Consider the following 22,258-nt stretch of genomic DNA (forward strand, 5'->3'; position numbering starts at 1 on the left):
ATCGCGCGCAGCGCGAGCGGGGTGGGGTGAAGGTCTCTCCACATCGCACGCTGCCCGTGGTGAGAGATCACCCCACCCCGTCTCATATTTCGCTGCGCTCAATATGAGCCTACCCTCCCCCTCCAGGGGAGGGTAGGCGAAGGTCAACCTTCCCCCGGCGCCTGCGCATGGATCGCGAGCGCGTGCACGCTGCCGGCAAGTTCGGCGGCCAGCGCCGAATTTATCATGCGGTGGCGATCGACCCGGCTCTTCCCTTTGAAGGCCTGAGACACAATATAAACGCGAAAGTGCGTCTCGCCGCTCGGTCGATGGCCGGCGTGGCCCTCATGCAAATGTGACTCGTCGACGACCTGCAGGCTTTCCGGCGTGAAAGCTTCCCGCAACTTGTTGCTGATAGTGTCTTTCATAACCATGAGTGCCATTAAAGCGCGCAGCCGCACTCCGTCAATTGCATAGGCCGCCTGCGGCGGCCGTACCTCGAAGACGTCGGAGTGAAACTTCGGCCGCGGGTTCCCAGCTAATTGCAATGTCAAGACTTGAAGGTTTTTGCATTGCGTAGTCAAAGTCAGTCATGCCGATCGATTCATCAAAGTTCTTCGACTCCATCCGGGTCAAGCCGAAAGGCAAGCAGCCGGAAGTGAAGCCGCGCGACGCCGTGGTCAACTGCGAATGGGCGGGGTGTCAGAACAAGGGCGCGCACCGTGCGCCGAAGGGCCGCGAGAACCAGCGCGAGTACTGGCACTTCTGCTTGAACCACGTGCGCGAGTACAACCAGAACTACAATTTCTTCTCCGGCATGAATGCCGATGCCGTCGCGCGCTACCAGAAGGATGCGCTGACCGGCCACCGCCCGACCTGGAAGATGGGCGCCAATGGCGGCAAGAAGGGCGCGGAAGCCGAGATCGACATGGCGTCCGATCCGTTCAGCATGTTCAGTGAGATCAACGGCCGCGCGGGCTGGCGGAAGGGTCCGCAGGCCGAGCCCAAGGCCGAGACGCGCAAGGTGATGAACGCCGAGCGCAAGGCGCTCCAGGTCATGGGCCTCGGCCCCGATTCCACGCTCGCCGACGTCAAGAGCAAGTACAAGGCGCTGGTCAAGCAGCACCATCCCGACGCCAACGGCGGCGACCGGTCGACCGAAGACCGCCTGATCGAGATCATCAAGGCCTACAATTATCTGAAGACGGTGGTCCGCGAGGCCTAGGCTACGCCTTCCGGGAAGGACAGTTCGCAAACCAGTCCTTCCGGCCTCCACTGCCGGGTAATGGTTCCGCGCAAGGTCCGGATGATGCCGTCGACCGCGCCGATTCCAAAACCTTTGCGCGTCGGCGCCTCGTTGACCCGAGGACCGCCGCTCTCCGACCAGTGCAGCACGAGAGGCTCTGCACCATTGGTCTCCCAACTGATCTCCAGCCTGCCCGAAGGCCTCGACAGCGCGCCATACTTGGCGGCGTTGGTGGCCAACTCGTGCAGCGCGACTGCGATCGACTGGGCCAGCGTGGGCGGCAGGCGGACGTCGTCTCCCGCGATCCTGATCCGCTCGCCGTCCCGGCTTGCATACGGCCGGAGTTCCTCTTCGACGATGGTCTTCAGATTTGCGCCGGTCCAGCGCGAAGCCGAGAACAGCCTCTGCACGTTGGCAAGCGCGCTGAGCCGGCCTGCAAACACGGTCTGGAACTCTTCTGCGGTATCCGCCTTCGTCAGCCGCAGCATCGCCTGAGCCACTGCGAGCAGGTTGTTGGAACGATGATCGACCTCGGAGGTCAGGAGCATCATCCTCTGCTCGGCCTGCTTGCGAGCCGTGATGTCGACCAGCATGTTCACCGCACCGACCAACCGGCCGCGTTCGTCGCGCAGCGGCGTCGGATAGGGCATGAAGCAGATCCGGGAGCCGTCCGGCCGCTCGGCCACGGCCTCGACGTCGCGCACTGGCCGGTTCTGCTTGAGCGCGATAGCCATCGGGCATTCATCGTGGGGAAGCGCCGTACCGTCGGGCAGATAGAGCTTCCAGGTCACGCACCACATCTCGCCGATCTTCGGCATGCGCCCGGCAAAATCGATGCAGGCGCGATTGAAGAAGGTGATGCAGCCTTCCGCGTCGGTTGTGTAGATCGCGGCCGGCAGAGCCTGCAGCAAGTCGCGGAATCGTCTTTCAGAATCCGTGCCGGCCTCGGCCCGGTTGGCGGCGTAGCCGGCGGCGATCTCGCCAATCCTGGCCTCGTCCGATTGTCCAAACAGGTCCAGCATTGGAATCTTGATCCGAGGGGGCTCACGGTTAAGTCCCCAGACCCGGAGATGTTCCAAGGTCGTCGCCCGGACCGTGCGCGCGCTCCCGCAATCACGATCTCGCGCGACGGCTCCGCCGTGTCATCGTGCGTCCGGGCGAGGCACGACAGCGCGGCGAACGGCCCGGCTGTCGTGCCCTTCTGCTCTATTCGCCGGAAGCCTTCGGCATTTCACCCACATATGACGAACTCGGCCGGATCAGCCGCCCCGTCCGCTGTTGCTCGCGCGCATGGGCGGTCCATCCCGCTACACGCGCCACTGCGAAGATCGGCGTGAAGGCCTGGCGTGGAATGGCGAGCGCATCGAGCAGAATCGCCGTGAAGAACTCCACATTCGTCTCCAGCGGCCGCTCCGGATTCTTCTTGCGCAACGCGCTGCGGATATAGGCCTCGACCTCGCCGGCAAAGGGCAGGTCGGTGCCATTGGACGCCAGCGCCTCGACCGCGGTCTTGAGCACGTCTGCGCGCGGATCGCGCACGCGATAGACGCGGTGGCCAAAGCCCATCATCCGCTCGCCGCGCGCCAGCGCCGCATCCACCCACGGCTGGATGCGCTCGCGCGAACCGATCGCATCGAGCATTTCCAGCACCGGCTCCGGCGCGCCGCCATGCAGCGGGCCCGTGAGCGCGCAATAGCCGGCGGTCACTGCGGCAAACAGATCGGCCTGCGTCGAGGCCACCACGCGCGCGGTGAAGGTCGAGGCGTTCATGCCGTGGTCGCTGGCGGTGACGAGATAGGCGTCCAGCGCGGTGACCTCGCGCGTTGCAGGCGCGCGCCCATGCAGCATGCGAAGCGTATCGGCGGCGTGGCTCGCGTTCGGATCGGGCGCGATCGGATCGAGCCCCTTGGCGCGCCGGACCAGCGCGCCTGCGATCACCGGAAAGGCGCCGACGATGGTCGCTTCATGCTCGAGCCCGTGCTCGGCGCGAAGTCCTGCGACCGCCGCGCGAAACCCGTCGACGATGCCCATGCCGTGCGTCGCCGGCAGCAGCTCGTCCAACCGCGCGAACGCACGCTCGCGCGCCGCGCCCAGGCTCGCCCGCACATTGGCTTCGCTCAGCGTGGTCTTGGTCGCGCCATTCCAGAGCCGGGCGGTGACGCCCTCGAAGCTCGACTGGCTTGCGAGGGTGCCGACATGCTCGCCGGCGATGATCAACTCGCCGCGCTCGCCATCGACATGGCTCAGCACGGTCTCGGCCGCGGGAACGCCGTCCAGCCCGATCTGGCTTTTGGTGAGGTGGATGTTCATGGCCCAATCTCCTTTGCACTGCACCAGGAGAAAATCAGGCCTCTCGACAGATTGATCAATCTTGATTACATAAATCAATATGAAAAATTCCGAGGAGCTCTATCTGTCGGCCCGGGAAGCTGCCGCCGAGCTCGCGATCTCGCCGGCGACCCTTTACGCCTATGTCAGCCGCGGCCTGATCCGCTCCGAGCCGACGCCGGATTCGCGCAAGAACCGCTATCGGGCCGAGGATGTCCGCGCGCTCAAGGAGCGCCGGGTGCCGTCGCCGGAGCCGCGCGGCCTGCGCAGCTTCGATGCCGATCTGCCTGTCATGGACACGGAGATCTCGACCATCACCGAGGACGGCGCGATCTACCGTGGCGTCAACTGCGTCGATCTCGCCGAGAACGACACGCTGGAGCACACGGCGACGCTGCTGTGGGACGTCTCCGACGTCGATCCCTTCACGCCGGACAATCAGCCCCAGATCTCCGACGAGATGCGCGCGATCGCAGAGGCCGCGCGGCGCGCCGCGCCGATCGACCGTGCCATCGCAGTGCTGGCGCTTGCGACCAGCGCGGACGCGCGTGCCTACACCCGCGCGCCCGACGGCCGCGCGATGGTCGGCGGGCGCATTGTCCGCCTCCTGGTTGCGACCATGCTCAACGCCGAGCCGTCATCCGAGCCGCTGCACCAGCAGATCGCGAAGGCCTGGGCGCCCGACAACAAGCATGCGCCCGACCTCATCCGCCGCGCTCTGGTGCTGCTCGCCGATCACGAATTGAACGCCTCGACCTTCACCGCGCGCTGCGCGGCATCGACCGGCCTCAACCTCTATGACTCCGTCATCGCCGGCCTCGCCGCGTTGAAAGGGCCGAAGCATGGTGGCGCCGGCGTGCTGGCCTCGCAGCTTGTCAAGGCGCTGGTCGATCGCGATGTCGCCCCGATGGTTCGCGAGCGTGTCGCCCTGGGTGAGCGCTTTGCCGGCTTCGGCCACGGCGTCTACAAGCGCGGCGATCCCCGCGCGCAGTCGCTGCTGAACGCGCTGGCGCGTGCCGGTGCGCCGCGCAAATTCACGCGCGAAGTGCCGGAGCGGATCATCGAGGCGACCGGCGAGCTCGTCAACATCGACTACGCGCTCGCCGTCCTCGTGCACGCGCTGCGCCTGCCCTTAGGCAGCGAGCTCGCGCTGTTCTCGATGGCCCGCAGCGTCGGCTGGATCGCGCACGCCAGCGAGCAATTACAGTTCGGCAAGCTGATCCGCCCGCGGGCAAGGTATGTGGGGCCGGCACCGGGGCGAAGGGTGGTGAGCGTCGAATCGAAGGCTTGAACGGCGGGAAATGGCGAGGTGAGCTGTCACCTCCCCTGGAGGGGGAGGGTAAGATCTAAGCCCGCGGCTTGGACGTCGCGACGAGGCCGTGTCGGCGGCGGTAGTACCAGAGGCCAAGGCCGCCGATGATCGCCACGGCCACCACCATCAAGATCCAGATGTGCTTGAACGGATGCCCATGGTGCGGCACGCCGAAATATTGGTGGAAGGCCGATACCGCCAGCACGCCCGGCAACACATGCGCGGGAGCCCAGACCAGGATCGCCGGGATATTCACGGCATAAAACTTCGCGGGGGTCATCCCTAGCGCGCCGGCGGTGACCGGCACGAAGGCGCGGATCGGCGGTACGAAACGGGCAAAGAACACGGCCCAGGTGCCGAAGCGGCGGAAGAAGCTTTCGCTCTCGGCAATCACGCGCGGATAGTTGGTCAGCGGCCAGGTATTGAGGATCTCGCGCTGCCGCCGGTGCCCGATCCAGTAGGCCGAGCCGTCGCCCAGCACGGCGCCGATTGCCGCCGCCAGCAGCACCCATTGCAGCTTCAATTCCCCGCCTGGAACCAGCGCGCTCAGCGCCAGAATGATGGTCGAGCCGGGGATCACCGATCCCACCACCGGAACGGCTTCGAGCAGCGCCGCCAGGAACAGGGTCAGATAGGCCAGCCATACATGGGCCGAAACGAAGGATATGAGGGGATCGAGAAAGGACGTCACGTTTTCTTGGGGGGCTGGAGCACCGGGGTTCGGACCCTACATAAGTAGGTGCACGCGGCAAAAGTGCCATTCGCATGGGCAGGCCACGCCTCCCGCCCGAAATTGGAGCGTGATTCGCAAGGCAGCCCTCCAAAAATCGCGTTCCTTGCCTATCTAAATGAAAAGACAATGGAACTTTGATTGGGGCGCGGGCTTCTGCCGGCACGTTGTCTCTGATAGGTTCGCAACCGCACCCAGCCGCAGCCAACGTGCAAATAACTGGTCTCGGGACCGCCCGGGGCCTCGGAGGATTGATGACGACCGCCGCCCTGTCCAAAGTTGAGGAAGTTTCCGGTTTGCCCGACATGAAGGTGTCGGTGCGCCAGGTGTTCGGGATCGACAGCGATCTCGAAGTGCCGGCCTATTCCGAAGTCGATCCTCATGTGCCCGAAGTCGATTCCGACTACCGCTTCGATCGCGCCACCACACTCGCCATTCTCGCCGGCTTTGCCCGCAATCGCCGCGTGATGGTCACCGGCTATCACGGCACCGGTAAATCCACCCATATCGAGCAGGTCGCCGCCCGCCTGAACTGGCCCTGCGTGCGCGTCAACCTCGACAGCCACATCAGCCGTATCGACCTCGTCGGCAAGGACTCGATCGTGGTCCGCGACGGCAAGCAGGTTACCGAATTCCGCGACGGCATCCTGCCCTGGGCGCTCCAGAACAACGTCGCGCTGGTGTTCGACGAATACGACGCCGGCCGCCCCGACGTGATGTTCGTGATCCAGCGCGTGCTGGAGGTCTCCGGCCGCCTGACGCTGCTCGACCAGAACAAGGTGATCAAGCCGCACCCGGCGTTCCGCCTGTTCTCGACCGCCAACACGGTCGGCCTCGGCGACACCTCGGGCCTCTATCACGGCACCCAGCAGATCAACCAGGGCCAGATGGACCGCTGGTCGATCGTCACCACGCTGAACTATCTCAGCCATGACGAGGAAGTGGAGATCGTGCTGGCCAAGGCCAAGCACTATCGCACCCAGGAGGGCCGCGACATCGTCAACAAGATGGTTCGCCTCGCCGATCTCACCCGAAACGCCTTTGCCAATGGCGATCTGTCGACAGTGATGAGCCCGCGCACGGTGATCACCTGGGCCGAGAACGCCGATATCTTCGGCGATATCGGCTTTGCGTTCCGGGTCACCTTCCTCAACAAGTGCGACGAGCTCGAGCGTCCCCTGGTCGCCGAGTTCTATCAGCGCTGCTTCAACGCGGAGCTGCCGGAATCGGCGGTCAACGTGGCGCTCAGCTAGACCATGCCGAACATCACCGTCGAGCGCACCATTGGGACCACCAAGAAGGCAGTGCTCGCCGGGCTCGGCGCCTATAACGACGAGCAGTTCGGGAAGCAGAAGGTCAGGAGCATCGCGGTCTCGCTGAAAGACCGCGGCAAGATCGTCGGCGGCATCGTCGGACACCTCTGGGCCACGGTTCTGTTCATCCAGTACTTCTGGATCGACCAGAAGCAGCGCGGCAAGGGTCTTGGCACGAAGCTGATCGCGGCGATCGAGGACGAGGCAAGACGGCAGGGCGCGATCCAGGCCCATGTCGACACGATGAGTTTCCAGGCGCCGGGCTTCTATCGTTCCTGCGGGTACGAGGAGTTCGGCACCCTCAAGGGCTATCCCGGCGGCGTGACGCGCCATTCGTTTACGAAGTCGCTATGAGCACATCATCATCCAATTCCAAATTCCGTAACACCAAGGAAGCCCCGACCGAGCCGTTTAAGCGCTCGGTGGCCTCCTGCCTGAAGGCGATCGCGAAGTCGCCCGAGCTCGAGGTCAGTTTTGCGGCCGAGCGCCCCGGTTTGGCGCCGGGCAAAGCGCGGCTGCCGGAGCCGGCGCGAAAAATGACAAAACGTGACGCCGCGATCGTGCGCGGCCACGCCGACTCCATCGCGCTCAAAATCGCCTGTCACGATGCAAAGCTGCATCGCAAGCTGATGCCCGGCAATCCGCAGGCGCGCGGCGTGTTCGAGGCGGTCGAGCAGGCCCGCGTCGAGGCGATCGGCGCGCGCCGCATGGCGGGCGTTGCGAAAAACCTCAGCGCGATGCTCGACGACCACTTCCATCGCGGCAAGTTCGACGAAATCACCGACCGTGCCGATGCGCCGCTGGCGGATGCGCTGGCGATGCTGGTGCGCGAGCGCCTGACCGGCATGGCGCCGCCCACGGCGGCGAAGAAGATGGTCGATCTCTGGCGGCCCATTCTCGAGGACAAGATCGGCAAGCGGCTCGACCGGCTCGATGGCCTGGTCGAGGACCAGACAAGGTTCGGCGACGCCGTGCATGACCTGCTGACCGCGCTCGAGCTCGGCGACGAGCGCAGCGCCGACAGCGAAGACAACGACGACGACGAGGAGAACCGCGACGGCGACAACGACCAGTCCGGCGCCGAAGGCTCGCCCGATTCCGACGCCGCACAGGAGATGAGCGCCGACCAGGCGCAGGCCTCCAGCGAGGAGATGAGCGAGAGCGCGATGGAAAGCGCGCAGGCCTCGACCTCCGACACGTTCGACGACGGTGAGCTCGGCGACGACGAGACGCCGGGCGAGGCGACGCGTCCGAACGCGCACGGCAAGAACGAGCCGCGCGGGCCGGAATATCACGCCTTCGCGCCGAAATTCGACGAGGTCATCGCCGCCGAAGACCTCTGCGACCATGACGAGCTGGAGCGCCTTCGCGCCTATCTCGACAAGCAGCTCGCGCATCTGCAGGGCATCGTCGCCCGCCTCGCCAACCGCCTTCAGAGGCGCTTGATGGCGCAGCAGAACCGCGCCTGGGACTTCGATCTCGAAGAGGGCATTCTGGATCCGGCGCGGCTGTCGCGCGTGGTGACCGATCCCTATCACCCGCTGTCCTTCATGCACGAGAAGGAGGCGACGTTCCGCGACACCGTGGTGACGCTGCTGCTCGACAATTCCGGCTCGATGCGCGGACGCCCGATCACGGTCGCCGCGACCTGCGCCGACATCCTGGCGCGCACGCTGGAGCGTTGCGGCGTCAAGGTCGAAATCCTCGGCTTCACCACGCGCGCCTGGAAGGGCGGACAATCGCGCGAGGCGTGGCTGGCCGCCGGCAAGCCGGCCAATCCCGGCCGCCTCAACGATCTCCGCCACATCATCTACAAGTCCGCCGACGCCCCCTGGCGCCGAGCGCGGAAGAATCTCGGCCTGATGATGCGCGAGGGTCTGCTGAAGGAGAACATCGACGGCGAGGCGCTGGACTGGGCGCACAAGCGCCTGCTCGGCCGGCCCGAGCAGCGCAAGATCCTGATGATGATCTCCGATGGTGCGCCGGTCGACGATTCCACGCTGTCGGTCAATCCCGGCAACTATCTCGAGCGGCATCTGCGCCACATCATCGAGGAGATCGAGACCCGCTCGCCGGTCGAGCTGATCGCGATCGGCATCGGCCATGACGTGACGCGCTACTATCGCCGCGCGGTGACGATCGTGGATGCCGAAGAGCTCGGCGGTGCCATCACCGAGAAGCTCGCCGAGCTGTTCAGCGAGACCAACACCGCGCCCACGCATCAGGCCGGTCGCCCGCGGCGCAAATTGCATTCGTGAGCACGCAATCGTCCCGCCGCAGCTTTCTTGGCCACGCGGCGGCGGGATTTTCCACTCTCGCACTCTCCCGACTGGCGCAGGCGCAGCCCACGACCGAGCCGCCGCCGCGCGCCGCGCAGATCGAGCACGCGGTCACCGAGCCTGTCAGCGTCGAGGTGAACGCGCGGCCGATTCCCAATTTCGAGCCGCGCGACCGCTCGCGCGTGCGCTTCGGTCAGCTGCAATATCGCAGCGGCCTGGTGCTGACCTCGCCCTATCGCGGCTTCGGCGGCCTGTCCGGCATCCGGCTCGATGCGAAGGGCGAGCGCTTCCTCGCGATCTCCGACCAGGGCGGCTGGTTCACCGGCAGCATCCGCTATTCCGGCGGCAAGATGGTCGGGCTCGACGATGTCGAGGCGTCCCCGATGCTCAATTCCGAGTGCCGGCCGATCACGGAGAAGCGGTTCTGGTACGACACCGAGTCGCTCGCGCGCGACGGCAATGTCGTTTATGTCGGGCTCGAACGCGTCAACCAGATCCTGCGGTTCGATTTTGCGAAAGGCGGCACGCGCGCCCGCGGCGAGGTGGTGCCGACGCCGGCGGCCGTGCGGAAGCTGCCCTCCAACAAGGGGCTCGAAGCGATGGTCGTCGTGCCGAAAGGCCAGCCCCTGGCAGGCACCCTAATCGCCTTCTCCGAGCGCGGGCTCGACGCCGACGGCAATCTGGTCGCGTTCCTGATCGGCGGTCCGTCGCCCGGCCAGTTCAGCGTCCGCCGCACCGAAAAATTCGACATCAGCGATGCCGTGCTGCTGTCGTCCGGCGAGCTTCTCATCCTAGAACGCAAATTCTCCTGGTTCACTGGCATCAACATCCGCATCCGGTCGATCCCCCTGAAATCCATCGCTCCAGGTGCGCTGGTCGACGGGCCTGCGCTGTTCGCCGCCGATCTCGGCCACGAGGTCGACAACATGGAAGGCATCGACGCCCACGTCACGCCCGAGGGCGAGACCGTGCTGACGCTGGTGTCGGACGACAATTTCTCGATGCTCCAGCGCACGCTGCTGCTGCAATTCACGCTGGTGGAGTGAACGTCCGCCCGCCCTTCTCCGACAAACCGTCATGTCCCGCCGCGCCATCCTCGCCCTCATCCTGACGCTCACCGCGCTGTCGCCGGCCTTCGCCACGGCCGAGCATCGGTATGGAAAGAACGAATACGCCATCATCCAGGGCGGCCGTGCGCCGAACGGGAAGCTGTCCGTCGCAGCCCATGGCGGCGGCGAGTCCGGGAGCGAAGGCTTTCGCATCTACCTGATGGCCGAGCCCGGCCATCGTCGGCTGGTGACGCTCGACAATGTCGACGACGACAACATTCTGGACTCGGCGCCGGATGCCTTTCACGCCGCCTGGTCGCAGGACTCGCGCACCGTCGCGGTCTCGTTCCGCAGCGAGCGCCATATCGTCACGCTGAATCTCTACGCCATCGACGGCGGCCGCGCGCGCCTGGTCGCCGGGCCCGATCTGTTCCGCGACGTCATCGGCCGCAGCATCGACATCAAGACCGACGGCGACATGCGCACATCCGTGCCGGCGCTGACATGGCAGGCGCCGCGCCGTTTTCATCTCACCGAATACCGCGTGTTCGTGCTCGACGACACCGCGCTCGCCGACAAGCTCGGCCCGCTCGGCAAGGTCAGCAAGCGCGACGGCGGCGGCAACACGATCCAGTTCTCGGCCGAAGCCGACGGCGAGCTGTTGCCCGACGGCCGCATCCGCATGGGCAAGCCCGTGCCGGGCAGGTTCGAGGAGCTGGAGTAGGGGCCCCAAATTCGATCGTCGTCCCGGGGCGCGCAACGCGCGAGCCCGGGACCCATAGCCACAGGGAGACGTTTGGCGAAGACTCGCTGTTGCCGATCTTCGCAAAACCCAATCCCGTGGTTATGGATCCCGGGCTCACGCTCCGCGTGCCCCGGGATGACAGCGGAGTTCATGGCAAGCGGCCGAGGGTTATCTCCGCCTTGTGATCATATGACGCGCGCAATGCATGGCGCCGCGGGCGGGCATGTCCGGCGCGCAGCTGGCAATTCGCCGTAGGGCTACTAAACTTCATGCAATCGCTTCCATTCCTCCATCCCCCGGAACTCCCCGCATGAGCGCCCTGTTTTCCCCGATCAAGCTGCGCGGCCTGACGCTGAAGAACCGCGTCGTCGTGTCGCCGATGTGCCAGTATTCGGCCGACGACGGCGTCGCCACCGACTGGCACTTCACCCACATCAACAACCTCGCGCTGTCGGGCGCGTCGATGTTCTGCATCGAGGCGACCCATGTGGAGGCGATCGGCCGCATCACGCCGGGCTGTCTCGGGCTCTACAGCGACGCCTGCGAGGCCGCGCTGAAGCAGATCCTTTCCTCCGTGCGCAAGCATTCCTCGACCGCCGTCGCGATGCAGCTCGCCCATGCCGGCCGCAAGGCGTCGAGCGCCCGGCCCTGGGACGGCGGCCAGCTCATTCCGGAGAGCGCGGGCGGCTGGCAGACGGTGGCGCCGTCGGCGCTGCCGCACAAGGAAGGCGAGGCCGCGCCGCTGGCGCTCGATGCCGCAGGCCTGAAGCGCATCCGCGACGCCTTCGTCGACAGCGCCAAGCGCGCTGCCCGGCTCGGCATCGACGCGATCGAGCTGCACGGCGCGCACGGCTATCTCATGCATCAGTTCCTGTCGCCGATCTCGAACAGGCGCACCGACGAATATGGCGGCTCGCTCGAGAACCGCATGCGCTTCCCGCTCGAGATCTACGACGCGGTGCGCAGCGTCTTCCCGCACGACAAGCCGGTCGGCATCCGGGTGTCGTCGACCGACTGGGTCGAGGGCGGCTGGGATCTGGCGCAGACCATCACATTCGCGAACGCGCTGAAGGCGCGCGGCGTCGACTGGATCGATGCCTCCTCCGGCGGCGTCTCGCCGCTGCAGAAGATCCCGCTCGGCCCCGGCTATCAGGTGCAGTTTGCCGAGGCCATCAAGCGCGAGACCGGATTGCCCACCATCGCCGTCGGCCTGATCACCGAAGCCAAACACGCCGAGGAGATCGTGGCATCCGGCAAGGCCGACATGGTCGCGCTCGGCCGCAGCCTGCTCTACGACCCCCGCTGGGGCTGGCACGCCGCGGCCGAACTCGGCGGCGAAGTCGAGGCCCCGCCGCAATACTGGCGCTCGCAGCCGTCGACGCAAAAGGCGCTGTTCGGCAAGACCGCGTTCGGGGCAAGGTAGGGCGCGAAGGGGGCGGGCCACTCTCCCGTCATTGCGAGCGAAGCAATCCAGACTCCCTCCGTAGAAACACTCTGGATTGCTTCGCGGAGCCTGTCATCGGGCCGCGCTTCGCGCGGACCCGTTGGCTCGCAATGATGATGGGAGGCAGGCGTGCGCCACACGCCTAAGTCGCCCCCATCACGCATCCGTAAAACGCCACACCTTCCACCTCCCGCGAAACTGGCTTAACCTCCGAAGCCCGGGGCTTCACGGAGGCCGGCCATGCGGTTTCGTGTTCGCAAGACTGCCCACGTGTTCGAGCGCGTGGGCCTCGCGATGGCAGGCGCGGCGTGCGGGCTGTTCGTCGGGGCCTATGTGGGATCTGCAATCGCCCCGCTCACCACGCAGGGCTTCCTGCTGCTGATGATGCTGCTCGGCTTCGTCGGCTTCTATCTCGGTATCGACACGCCGCAGCTGCCCTTCGACGACGCGCACAGCACGATCGACGCCGCGGAATTCCTGAGCGCCGCCGGCACGCTCTGCGCGACGCTCACCGCGCTCGCCTCCGTCGCCGTCATCGTGCTCCGCCTCGAGCCGCACCTGGCGTGGACCTGGCTCGCTTTGATCGGCTGGATCGCCGGCGTCGCCATGCAGATCGTCGCGGGCACGAAAGCCAGGATGCGGGCGTAGCTTTCTTTCTTACCCTCCCCTGGAGGGGGAGGGTCAGCAAGCCGTCTCGCTAAAACACCACGCCGATCCGCGAGCCGCGCTTCCAGGCGATCCGGCAGCGCTTCTTGGTGTTGACGTGGAGCAGCTCGAACCTGTCGGGGATATTCACCTGCCCGCCGAGATCGACGCAGGCGCCGCCGGGCGAATAGTCGATCAGGGTGCAGGGGATCACCGGCGCGCGCGGGTCGGTGATGATCTTGGCCTGGCGGGACACCAGCCCGGAAGGTTTCACGCGGGCATGTCGGCGCGGATGCATTGGCACTCTCCTCCAATTCCGCGGACGGCGCGGGTGGTCTTGAGCGGCATGATGGAAAAGAGTTGATGCGATCCGACTAAGGGCGGCCCGAGAATTTTAATGAAAAGTAGCAGCGAACGGAGAAAGCGGCGGTAGCGGGGTGCCCACCCTCCCCTGGAGGGGTCCGAGACGAGCGAAGCTCGCTCGTGGGTCGATCGCGCGAAGCGCGAGCGGGGTGGGGTGATCTCTCAACACGGGCAGTGTTGGAGGTGGAGAGACCTTCACCCCACCCCGTCTCATATTTCGCTGTGCTCAATACGAGCCGACCCTCCCCCTCCAGGGGAGGGTGGCAGCGAGTCCGGAGCGGCTTCCGCATGCGGCCTCACCGGCATCGGCACGGTCACATAATCCTTCGGCAGGTTCACCGGCCGGTAGCCCGGCTCCACCGCCATCCGCTTCAGCACGCTCTCGTGCACATGCGCGCCTTCGGGGATCACGCGCGGCTCGCAATCGGGGATGTAGAAGCCCAGAAAAACCTTCCGCTCCGGCCATTCCTTGTACTTCGCGCTCTTCGGCAGATATTCCAGTACGCGCCAGAGCGCCGTCATCGAATTGTGCAGCTCGCCCACCTTGCCGGTGTAGGCAGGCTCGACATATTTAAACGGCGAGTTCTTGCGCTGGATGCCCCAGGCGAGCTGGTTCACTGTGCGCGGGTTGAAGTTCAGCCCGGCCTTCGCGGCTTCCTCGATCATCCAGATCAGCGGATATTTGGACTCGCCGCTCTCGATTTCCGGATAGCCGCCGCCGACGTCGCAATGCACGCCGGCGAACCACACCTGCAAAATGTCCTGCGGCTCCCTCTTCTCGTCGGGCACGTAGCGGTTGCGCCAATATTCCTGCGGCTCTTCGTACTCCTTCAGGCGGAACATGCAGCGCCGCTCGTCGATCGCGATCGCCTGGCGGAAGATTTTGACGCTCGGATTGCGCAGCGTGAAGGCGAGCTCCTCCAGGCTGAACACGAAGAAGAAATTGTCGCGCCGCGGCACGATCACGCTCGCCACCGTGTCCCAGACGCCGATGAAGTGGATGGTCGGCCAGCGCGTCGAGGTGATGCGCGCGAATTGCGCCGCGAGGTCGAACGCGTCCTTCGGCAGCGGTCCCTGGTCGTCGAAGTCGACGTCCTTGAGGTCCTCGATGTCGTTGCCGCGCCCGGTGCCGGAATATTGCTTGTAGGCGACGAGGCCGGACCCTGCGAGGTTCGCCTGCTCCGGCGAGATCAGCCCGATCTTGTGGACCAGCCCCGCCAGCACCCGCACGGTATAGGCGCCCCGCGAGAAGCCGAACAGGTAGATGCGGTCGCCCGGCGCATAATGCTCGACCAGGAAGCAATAGGCCGAGAGCACGTTGTCATCGAGCCCGTAGCCGGTGGCGAGCCCCAGCACCAGATTGACGTTGGCCTTGAGCCGGTGCCACGTCGAAGGCTCCGTCACCGTGCCGACGCCGGGATCGTAAAACACCATCTGCCGCGGCTGCGTCTTGTCGGTCTTGCGCAGGCAGCGATACAGCTTCAGGACGTTGGAGAGGTTCTCCGAGATCTCGTTGCCGGTGCCGTCACAGCAGATGACGAGGTTTTTCGGCTCGGTTTTGGGTTTGTGCTGGTCGTCGTGCTCCACAGGTCAGCCCCTCCCGGTAATGCTACCGGGGCGAGTATAGCGAAAATGGATGGCAGCGAGGAGACGAAGTCGGCGTCGGCGGCATGGTGCCTCATTGCTCCATCATCTGTTGACATTAACCACTTGTTAACCATGCCGTTGCCTAATGTGGACGGTGGGGGTCACCATGTCGGCCCATGTGACGCGACCGAAATTGATGCCTGTTTTGGCCGGATCCAGCCTTTCGTTCGCTGATCGGGCCGGCGGTTCGCGTTACGGCTGTCCTACGGAGCAAAGCCATGTTCGGGAAGGACGATCTAGTGGATAATCTCAGCCGCGATCTCGATCGTGCGCGCCTGCGACGCGATGCACTCGCATCCGAAGCCACGACTCTCACGGCTCAGATCGCCGAAATCGAAGCCCGCCTTTCGGAAGAGAAGACCAGGCGGGAGCGTGATCGCGTCCTGAGCGAAATCGAAGCGATAAGAACGCGAATCAAGCAAGCCGCCGGCGCGTTCGCGCCTGTCGTCGATGGTCTCTCCAGGGCGATCGAGTCGGCTTCGGCCGTCGTGCCCGAGGCTCGCGAGCTCAATAGTTTCATCGTGTCGGTGGCGACCGAAATCGACAGCGTGCTCGATCCGCTGTTGCGCGAACTCGATCAGCGCGCCGATTCGGTGCGGGCGGGACAGGCCGTGCTGGACCTCCCGCGTTCGGCCAGTGAAGCACCCATCGTGCCGCCCATCGAGCCGTCAAAAGACAGCATCGATCGCCTGCTTCGCTTCCCGGCTTGGCTGTCTCGCGACAAGGAGCCGGAAAAAAAGGAAACGGCGGAGAGCCCGCGCAGCACGGCAGCGTGAAGGATCGGCGCAGGCGCACCTCGGAAGGTCGCCTGCGGACATGCATCGAGACGCCCGCCTGCGGCGTGCCCTCGGGATGAGGTCGCGTTTCGCGGCGAGACATCAAAGCCTCATGGCGAAGCGGGCGTCTCGAACCATGCAGGCCGAGCACATGCGGCCGCCTCTCAACCGTCATATCCGAAAGCCTCCCCCGCACGCGGGAGAGAGGGCGCACTGCGTTCGTGGCCAGGGCGTTGTCGAGCGAAGTGGATACCGGTTCGCGTCAGGAAAACGCGTCAAAAATCTGGAGCCCCGTTCCGATTCCATCGGAACGGAAATGGCTCCAGAACAAGGCTAATCCCGTCGCGCTTTGGACCCGCGTAGCCGCGGTCCATTCATTGCGGACGAGTTACTCCCTTCTTGCGACCGCTCAGTTGGCCGAGCGGCGCAGGAAGGCCGGGATGTCGAGAAGGTCTTCGTCGGCCATATTGCGCGGAGAGGTGCGGCCGTAAGGATCGAGCGGCTGTTGAGCCGCGCGGCGCGCATATTCCGGATCGGGCCTTGCCGGTTGTCCCACGGGGCGGCCGGCCACCGGGCGGAGCGGTGGGCTTTCCACTTGCGGAAGCGGCGCACTGCGCTCGATGCGATCGGCGATGCGGCGGCTGTCGTCGCGCAGCCTGCCGGCGAGCTGCGTGAGGGCGGTTTCCACCGGTTGCGCCTGGAGCGCCGGGTCGACATTGTCGATGCCGGTCGCCACCACCGAGACGCGGACGATGCCTTCGAGGCTTTCATCGAACGACGCGCCGACGATGATGTTGGCGTCCGGATCAGCCTCGTCGCGAATCCGGGTCGCGGCTTCGTCGACTTCGTACAGCATGAGATCCTTGCCGCCGGTGATGGAGATGATGAGGCCACTGGCGCGCTTGATCGAGGGGTTCTCGATCAATGGATTGGAGATCGCGGCGACGGCGGCGGCAAGCACGCGCTTCTCGCCACGCGCCTCGCCCCGTCCCATCATGGCCTTGCCCTTCTCCTTCATGACGGAGAGGACGTCGGCAAAATCGAGATTGATCAGGCCTTCCTTGACGATGAGGTCGCTGATGCAGGCCACGCCCGAATAGAGCACCTGGTCGGCGAGGGCAAAGGCGTCGGCGAAGGTGGTCTTCTCGCTGGCCACCCGGAACAGGTTCTGGTTCGGGATGATCAAGAGGGTGTCGACCGTCTTCAGCAGCTCCTCGATGCCGGCTTCGGCAAAGCGCATGCGGCGCTGGCCCTCGAAGTAGAACGGCTTGGTGACCACGCCGATGGTGAGAATGCCGAGCTCGCGCGCGGTCCTGGCGACGATGGGTGCAGCCCCGGTGCCGGTACCGCCGCCCATGCCGGCGGTCACGAATACCATGTGCGCGCCGGTCAGTTGATCGCGGATCGTATCGATGACCTCTTCGGCTGCGGCGCGTCCGAGTTCAGGCTGCGAGCCGGCGCCAAGGCCCGCGGTGACCTGGGTGCCCAGCTGGATCAGGCGCGGGGCCTTCGACATGGCCAGTGCCTGCGCATCGGTATTGGCGACGACGAAGTCGACCCCCTGCAGCCCGGCCGTGATCATGTTGTTGACGGCATTGCCGCCGGCGCCGCCCACTCCGAACACGACAATGCGGGCCTTCATCTCGTGAATATCGGTCATGCCAGTCATTCTGTCCTCGCGATTGCTCCGGCAGGCCGGGATGGAGAAGGGTTCGAGTGCTATCTGCGAGCCGCGCGGTCTGCGCCCACGATGGCCGCGGCCAGATGTCCCAATCGACTTGCGGCTTGTCCCGCGGTCGCGCCGCCAGCCCGGCGACCGGTCCGTAAGTCCGCCACTTCGTCTTCCAGTCGTGCCGCCCACGCATTGGCTGCCGTCGTCTCGGCAGTCGCCTGCAGCAGCTCGACGGCCAGGCGATCGGCGCGCTCGCGCTCGCGCTCGAACACGGCCCTGTAGGCGGCGGCGACGTCTTCGAGCCGCGCGATCTCCGCCTTGAATGCCTCGGTCTTCAATGTCTCGATCTTTAATGTCTCGATCTCGACTGCCTCGATCTTTGCCATGGAGGCATCGATGCGGTCTGCCCGGCGGGCCCGCCGTGGGCGGGGCGTGTACCGGAGTTCGGCGAAATCAACGCTCACCAGCGCTTTGCCGTCATCCGAACGCAAGCGCGGCAAACCGCGTCGTCTGGCAAGCGCACGAGCGGCCTCGCGCGAGATATTGAGGCGGGCACTGAGATCGGCATACGTCAACAACGCAACTGACATCGACGCTTCTCCTGGAGCGAACCGGGAAGGCATTTCGGGCTAATGATGGCTGGACGATTACCGCAGGCTAGGCTGCGTTGGTTAACGGACGGTTAACGCGCGCGGGGTGTTCTTTACCGATGCCGACACCGGGCCGACCCCGGGATCGCAGGGCACATCTGCCGGAGCTTACGTCCTGTCCGTCCTACGCAGGCAGGGATGGAGCTTCAGGACGTTGGAGACGTTCTCCGAAATCTCGTTGCCGGTGCCGTTCCGGCGATGACAAGGTTTTTCGGTGAGGATTTGGGGGCGGTCGTGCGCTTGTGCTCCACAGGTCAGCCCCTCCCGGTGATGCTACCGGGGCGAGTATAGCTGAAAAGGGGCAGAGATGGTGCTCTCAACGCTAGAGTATTTATTTCAACTATTTCATAGGTTGTGCCTCGGTCCCAAATCACGCTAGGGATCGAGAAATTCGACTTGGGGGGCAAGGCGGGTGTCCAGGCAACTTCGACTAACCAAATTTCGCGAACTCAATATTGGCGATCCATTTTTCGACAGCCTGAAATCTGGTTACAATGATTTCGCTGGCTGGTTCTCGCGAAAGGCCGACGAAGAGGTTTACGTCGTCGAGGATGATTCGACGCTCAGCGGCATGATCTATCTCAAGCCTGAAATTGGCGCGGTGCTCGACGTTGATCCGCCGCTGCCTGAGCTAAGATGGTTGAAAGTTGGGACGCTAAAGATCGAGGGCAGAGGAACAAAGCTAGGCGAGCGCGTTGTAAAGAAGATTTTTGATACTGCTATCTCCGAGAATGTGGACGGCGTCTACGTGACGGTCTTTGACGTTCACGAAGATCTAATTCGCTTGTTCGAGCGATACGGATTTGATCGCGTTGGCACGAAAACTACAGAAAGTGGCGAAGAATTAGTCTACGTCCGACGTTTAGATCAATTTACGGACGACATGATTAGCGACTACCCGTTTGTACACACGGCGGGTCGCCGTGCTTGGCTGCTCGCGGTGTATCCTGAGTATCATACTCAACTGCTCCCTGACTCGATTTTGAAGAATGAGCCTCGCGAGGTCGTCCGCGACGTATCTCACACCAACACAATTCATAAAGTGTACATTGGAAAAATACCGCTCACTCGTATGTCTCGGGGCGATGCGGTTGTTATTTACAGAACGACTGACAAAAAAGGCCCCGCTCGCTATCGATCCGTCGCATCGTCGGTTTGTGTAGTTGAAGAAGTTCGTCGCAAACGCGACTTCGTAGACGTTGATGCCTTCTTAGCGTATACGGCACCGCATAGCGTCTTCCCTGAAGAGGAACTTCGCGAAAAGTTCCTAGAAGGTGATCGTCTGTATGTGGCGCGTATGACGTACAACGTCGCACTCCATCGTCGTATCACTCGGGGCCGGTTGCTTGATGAGATCGGAGTGAGCGAGCAGCCTAGGTGGGACCTTCGAGAGCTGAGTTCTGACCAATTCCGCGCGATAACAACAATGGGAGAAGTAAGTGCGCGTATTATTATCGATTAAACCTGTGCACGTGGAAAACATTCTTTCCGGAGTAAAGACTTTTGAGTTTCGTCGGAAACTGTTCACGCGGCGCGATGTCAAGACTGTACTTATTTACTGCACAAGGCCCGTCGGGCGTCTGGTTGGTGAGTTCGACATTGCCGAGATATTGAAGGACCATCCTGATCGTTTGTGGCTGCGGACCCGCGGCGGCTCTGGAATTTCGAAAGAATATTTTGATGGCTACTTTTGCGGTCGAACGGAAGCCTATGCGCTGAAGATAGGAGAGGTCAGGCCGTTCGCAAGTCATGTAGATCCATCAGACCTGCTAGAGAACTTCAGTCCCCCACAATCGTTCATGTATGTCGAAAAGCAGAGGACTTCTGCCTTTGAGCAGCCGCGACTTCTCTAAAATTGGCACTGTTGTTGTGTTCGGCGTATCGGGCGTCGGGAAGACAGTGGCTTGTTCGGATTTTATCGGTCGTCATCCCGAAGTCATGCATACGAGCGCTGGCGCGTTGTTGCAGTCTGTTACTGCGACTGCCGGCGAAGTCTTGAGGACTGAAAGTCCCGAAGCGTTGCTAAAGACCCAGATGATTCTGGGCGAGGCCTTCGCGAATTGGCAGGCCAAGCACGGTGCTAACGCGGTACTGGTTGATGCGCATAGTGTGATCGATAACGACAGAGCGCTGATTGAAATACCGGTCGAAGTAATCCGCTCCTTAAAGCCGTCGGTCTTGGTGCTTTTAGAGGAAGCGCCCGAGGTGATAGTCGAGCGTCGAAGGCTTGATTCTCGAAGTCGTCCGCTCCGCTCAATTGAAGATCTGCATCGACAAATTGAGACAGCTAGAAGAGTCTGCCGCGGTTATGCCGAAGATCTAGACCTGCCGTTTGAAGTTGGAGCTCTTTCTCAGTATGGGAATTTAGACGAATTGATCGTTAGAGCTCTGTCCAAGTCAGGCCGGCTGCATTCGTTGTAAGAAAATTCGGACGCGTTGGGCTTATATAGGCCGCTTTGTATCGAGGTAAGATCGAACCCGTAGAAATCAAAAATGCGCTGAAAAGCCGGGAGCTTGCCCTCGCTTACGGTCAAGTGCGGTCGATCGTCGTCCAGCCATCGTAGTGCTTTGTCGAATAGCCTTACTCCGATGCCGCGCCCGAAATATTGCGGCGCTACCCGCACTGTGCAGATCTTTCTCTCCTCAGGGTATCGTTTCGCGATCGCTATACCAACCAATTGGCCGTGGCGTTCGACGCGGAATAGTACTCGGCTCTCATCTCTCAGGCCCGGAACAACCTTCGTTCGAAACCAAGATTCGATTCCGGGATAATCCGGGGACAACGGAAGCAAAAACGTGAGAGCTTCGATCTCGCTATCCCGTAAAGTTAGCTGGCACGCAGTCTGTGCCCTCGATCTCAGAGTCATATTTGCGCTTCTCGCTGAGTTCATCTGTTCGTCAAGGCGTGCCACAAGGACGAAATCAAAGCCTCTAAAGCGGAGGCAGAAAGATTGCCCATGACACCGAATGCAAAGGCAATGAGAAGATACATCCAGAGAATTTGACGCCCTGTCCGCCTGGTTTGCAGTTTGACGAATGCCGAGAAGTCTTCGACTCCGGCCGTATTGTCCGTTCGCCAATGATAGACCATCATGCCATCAGGAATTCCACTGGGGACGTAGTCGTTCCAAAATCCATGTTCCAGCAGTCTGTTCTTATGCGGTTGCCTGCTGCTGAGAGTTAGATCTGCAAGAACCGGTATAGCCGTAAGGAAGGCAACTCGCGTGAAGGGGACCTTCGAGGCGTTTGCATGATCCAACCGCATTAGACTTTCTATGCGATCTGGCAGGGTGCGAGCCTCGTTGAATCTGAAGTCTACATACTCCACTTCTTCAAAGCCGCTTTGAAGGAAGCGATCCCGAGGCATGATTGCCCGAACGAATGGCTCCTTCTTCTCGACGTACACCCGAATACGAAAATAGCCGGGGCACTTGCTAGCTAAGTTCGTACAAATCTCGTCGATGGCTTCACGGGTCACTGTGAGCAAAGTACCCTCTGCCATCTTAGTGATTGCTAACTGACTTGCTGCGGGTCGACTCCCGTCCATCGGGAATACATGCACACGGCAGTAGGGACTACTGTCCTTTATCAGTTCAACGCTGTTAGGCCCGCGCCTCGAATTGCAGGTCAGTGGCTCGTTGAAGATTCCTTCGGCTATGTCCAATCGCGCAAAATGCGGTCCGCAGTCTTCCAACGCATCATTCGCCAGGGTTTGCGGAAGAAACAAGTTCACCTTTTCGATTAGGTTTGGATCGGATAGCCAGATGCCAAATTCCACGAAATCACGGACCTTGCCGTTCTTCCCCTTGAAGTCGGGATCACCGGCAACCCGCCAGTAGTTGCAGTGAAACTCCGCTTGGCAACCGTCTCGTCCCGCTCGGTGGACGCACCAAGCCGCAACACTACCATCCCCGCTCATCACGTTCCTCGGGTCGCAACAAATGAAATGGTTGAATCAACTAGTTCGGCAGTCTTGCAGGCTTGTACGATTCACCTTGGTATGTCCACGTCTCAATTGCAACTTCGAGGCGCAATGGCCGCCGCTTCCCCAAACAAAAACGGCCGGATCTTCCGATCCGG

At 63.1% G+C, this 22,258-nt stretch carries 23 protein-coding genes and 1 pseudogene; 13 read left to right on the forward strand and 11 right to left on the reverse strand.

The window, feature by feature from the left end:
* Nucleotides 1-143: 143 nt before the first annotated feature.
* Nucleotides 144-413, reverse strand: coding sequence for a BolA family protein (locus ACKWRH_RS03130; RefSeq protein WP_445219279.1), 270 nt, complete (start codon nucleotides 411-413; stop codon nucleotides 144-146).
* 158 nt (nucleotides 414-571) lie between these two features.
* On the opposite strand from ACKWRH_RS03130, the gene ACKWRH_RS03135 reads away from it, so the two are divergent.
* Nucleotides 572-1,204 carry a J domain-containing protein gene (locus ACKWRH_RS03135; RefSeq protein WP_014490400.1) on the forward strand — a complete coding sequence of 211 codons (633 nt, stop codon included), beginning with the start codon at nucleotides 572-574 and terminating at the stop codon, nucleotides 1,202-1,204.
* Here the strand turns inward: ACKWRH_RS03135 and ACKWRH_RS03140 are convergent.
* Nucleotides 1,201-2,247, reverse strand: coding sequence for a sensor histidine kinase (locus ACKWRH_RS03140; protein ID WP_445219280.1), 1,047 nt, complete (start codon nucleotides 2,245-2,247; stop codon nucleotides 1,201-1,203). The two genes, ACKWRH_RS03135 and ACKWRH_RS03140, sit on opposite strands and share 4 nt — an antisense overlap.
* Nucleotides 2,248-2,431: 184 nt before the next feature.
* On the reverse strand, nucleotides 2,432-3,535 hold the full coding sequence (locus ACKWRH_RS03145; RefSeq protein ID WP_445219281.1) for a citrate synthase/methylcitrate synthase: 1,104 nt from the start codon (nucleotides 3,533-3,535) through the stop codon (nucleotides 2,432-2,434).
* Nucleotides 3,536-3,614: 79 nt separating this feature from the next.
* Here ACKWRH_RS03145 and ACKWRH_RS03150 point away from each other — a divergent pair, with 79 nt between their 5' ends.
* On the forward strand, nucleotides 3,615-4,844 hold the full coding sequence (locus tag ACKWRH_RS03150; RefSeq protein ID WP_445219282.1) for a citrate/2-methylcitrate synthase: 1,230 nt from the start codon (nucleotides 3,615-3,617) through the stop codon (nucleotides 4,842-4,844).
* Nucleotides 4,845-4,899: 55 nt separating this feature from the next.
* On the opposite strand, the gene ACKWRH_RS03155 is transcribed toward ACKWRH_RS03150, so the two are convergent.
* Nucleotides 4,900-5,556, reverse strand: a complete 657-nt coding sequence (locus tag ACKWRH_RS03155; protein WP_445219283.1) for a DedA family protein — start codon at nucleotides 5,554-5,556, stop codon at nucleotides 4,900-4,902.
* Between the two features lie 293 nt (nucleotides 5,557-5,849).
* Here ACKWRH_RS03155 and cobS point away from each other — a divergent pair, with 293 nt between their 5' ends.
* The 7 genes from cobS to ACKWRH_RS03190 all read left to right on the forward strand — a co-directional run bounded on the left by cobS (nucleotide 5,850) and on the right by ACKWRH_RS03190 (nucleotide 13,073).
* Entirely contained in the window at nucleotides 5,850-6,848 is a 999-nt protein-coding gene (gene cobS / locus ACKWRH_RS03160; protein ID WP_282520251.1) for a cobaltochelatase subunit CobS, read from the forward strand.
* A gap of 3 nt (nucleotides 6,849-6,851) precedes the next feature.
* Nucleotides 6,852-7,262: a GNAT family N-acetyltransferase gene (locus tag ACKWRH_RS03165; RefSeq protein WP_028149462.1), complete on the forward strand. Its 411-nt coding sequence runs from the start codon at nucleotides 6,852-6,854 to the stop codon at nucleotides 7,260-7,262.
* The gene (gene cobT / locus ACKWRH_RS03170; protein ID WP_014490393.1) at nucleotides 7,259-9,166 is read left to right on the forward strand and encodes a cobaltochelatase subunit CobT; all 1,908 of its coding nucleotides are present in this window, start codon (nucleotides 7,259-7,261) and stop codon (nucleotides 9,164-9,166) included. Before ACKWRH_RS03165 ends, cobT begins: the two co-directional genes overlap by 4 nt.
* Nucleotides 9,163-10,233, forward strand: a complete 1,071-nt coding sequence (locus ACKWRH_RS03175; RefSeq protein ID WP_445219284.1) for an esterase-like activity of phytase family protein — start codon at nucleotides 9,163-9,165, stop codon at nucleotides 10,231-10,233. Before cobT ends, ACKWRH_RS03175 begins: the two co-directional genes overlap by 4 nt.
* A 31-nt stretch (nucleotides 10,234-10,264) precedes the next feature.
* Nucleotides 10,265-10,960, forward strand: coding sequence for a hypothetical protein (locus tag ACKWRH_RS03180; protein WP_445219285.1), 696 nt, complete (start codon nucleotides 10,265-10,267; stop codon nucleotides 10,958-10,960).
* Between the two features lie 331 nt (nucleotides 10,961-11,291).
* Nucleotides 11,292-12,404: an NADH:flavin oxidoreductase/NADH oxidase gene (locus tag ACKWRH_RS03185; protein ID WP_445219286.1), complete on the forward strand. Its 1,113-nt coding sequence runs from the start codon at nucleotides 11,292-11,294 to the stop codon at nucleotides 12,402-12,404.
* Nucleotides 12,405-12,665: 261 nt separating this feature from the next.
* Nucleotides 12,666-13,073 (forward strand): hypothetical protein, encoded by a 408-nt coding sequence (locus ACKWRH_RS03190; protein ID WP_445219287.1) that lies wholly within the window; start codon nucleotides 12,666-12,668, stop codon nucleotides 13,071-13,073.
* Between the two features lie 49 nt (nucleotides 13,074-13,122).
* Here the strand turns inward: ACKWRH_RS03190 and ACKWRH_RS03195 are convergent, their stop codons facing one another.
* Nucleotides 13,123-13,368 carry a PilZ domain-containing protein gene (locus ACKWRH_RS03195; RefSeq protein ID WP_028149457.1) on the reverse strand — a complete coding sequence of 82 codons (246 nt, stop codon included), beginning with the start codon at nucleotides 13,366-13,368 and terminating at the stop codon, nucleotides 13,123-13,125.
* A gap of 275 nt (nucleotides 13,369-13,643) precedes the next feature.
* Nucleotides 13,644-15,020 (reverse strand): DUF2235 domain-containing protein, encoded by a 1,377-nt coding sequence (locus ACKWRH_RS03200; protein ID WP_445219288.1) that lies wholly within the window; start codon nucleotides 15,018-15,020, stop codon nucleotides 13,644-13,646.
* A gap of 278 nt (nucleotides 15,021-15,298) precedes the next feature.
* Here ACKWRH_RS03200 and ACKWRH_RS03205 point away from each other — a divergent pair, with 278 nt between their 5' ends.
* Nucleotides 15,299-15,856 carry a hypothetical protein gene (locus tag ACKWRH_RS03205; protein ID WP_445219289.1) on the forward strand — a complete coding sequence of 186 codons (558 nt, stop codon included), beginning with the start codon at nucleotides 15,299-15,301 and terminating at the stop codon, nucleotides 15,854-15,856.
* A 409-nt stretch (nucleotides 15,857-16,265) separates the two neighbouring features.
* Here ACKWRH_RS03205 and ftsZ read toward each other — a convergent pair whose 3' ends face one another.
* The 3 genes and pseudogenes from ftsZ to ACKWRH_RS03220 all read right to left on the reverse strand — a co-directional run.
* Nucleotides 16,266-17,525, reverse strand: a complete 1,260-nt coding sequence (gene ftsZ / locus ACKWRH_RS03210; protein ID WP_445219290.1) for a cell division protein FtsZ — start codon at nucleotides 17,523-17,525, stop codon at nucleotides 16,266-16,268.
* A 50-nt stretch (nucleotides 17,526-17,575) separates the two neighbouring features.
* Nucleotides 17,576-18,118 carry a hypothetical protein gene (locus ACKWRH_RS03215; protein ID WP_445219291.1) on the reverse strand — a complete coding sequence of 181 codons (543 nt, stop codon included), beginning with the start codon at nucleotides 18,116-18,118 and terminating at the stop codon, nucleotides 17,576-17,578.
* A 171-nt stretch (nucleotides 18,119-18,289) separates the two neighbouring features.
* Nucleotides 18,290-18,429: pseudogene (locus ACKWRH_RS03220) on the reverse strand (DUF2235 domain-containing protein); the annotation flags it as partial.
* 161 nt (nucleotides 18,430-18,590) lie between these two features.
* Here ACKWRH_RS03220 and ACKWRH_RS03225 point away from each other — a divergent pair.
* From ACKWRH_RS03225 to ACKWRH_RS03235, 3 genes are read left to right on the forward strand one after another with little or no spacing between them, the layout of a single operon-like run.
* The gene (locus ACKWRH_RS03225; protein WP_445219292.1) at nucleotides 18,591-19,640 is read left to right on the forward strand and encodes a GNAT family N-acetyltransferase; all 1,050 of its coding nucleotides are present in this window, start codon (nucleotides 18,591-18,593) and stop codon (nucleotides 19,638-19,640) included.
* Nucleotides 19,618-20,031 carry a hypothetical protein gene (locus tag ACKWRH_RS03230; protein ID WP_445219293.1) on the forward strand — a complete coding sequence of 138 codons (414 nt, stop codon included), beginning with the start codon at nucleotides 19,618-19,620 and terminating at the stop codon, nucleotides 20,029-20,031. The genes ACKWRH_RS03225 and ACKWRH_RS03230 overlap by 23 nt, the downstream gene beginning before the upstream one ends.
* On the forward strand, nucleotides 20,009-20,599 hold the full coding sequence (locus tag ACKWRH_RS03235; RefSeq protein WP_445219294.1) for an AAA family ATPase: 591 nt from the start codon (nucleotides 20,009-20,011) through the stop codon (nucleotides 20,597-20,599). Before ACKWRH_RS03230 ends, ACKWRH_RS03235 begins: the two co-directional genes overlap by 23 nt.
* Here the strand turns inward: ACKWRH_RS03235 and ACKWRH_RS03240 are convergent.
* A complete protein-coding gene (locus ACKWRH_RS03240; protein WP_445219295.1) occupies nucleotides 20,530-21,069 on the reverse strand; it encodes a GNAT family N-acetyltransferase in 540 nt (179 codons plus the stop codon). The two genes, ACKWRH_RS03235 and ACKWRH_RS03240, sit on opposite strands and share 70 nt — an antisense overlap.
* Complete coding sequence (locus ACKWRH_RS03245) at nucleotides 21,066-22,097, reverse strand: hypothetical protein (RefSeq protein WP_445219296.1); 1,032 nt, start codon at nucleotides 22,095-22,097, stop codon at nucleotides 21,066-21,068. Before ACKWRH_RS03245 ends, ACKWRH_RS03240 begins: the two co-directional genes overlap by 4 nt.
* Nucleotides 22,098-22,258 lie beyond the last annotated feature (161 nt).

The sequence above is a fragment of the Bradyrhizobium sp. Pa8 genome, assembly GCF_052588265.1.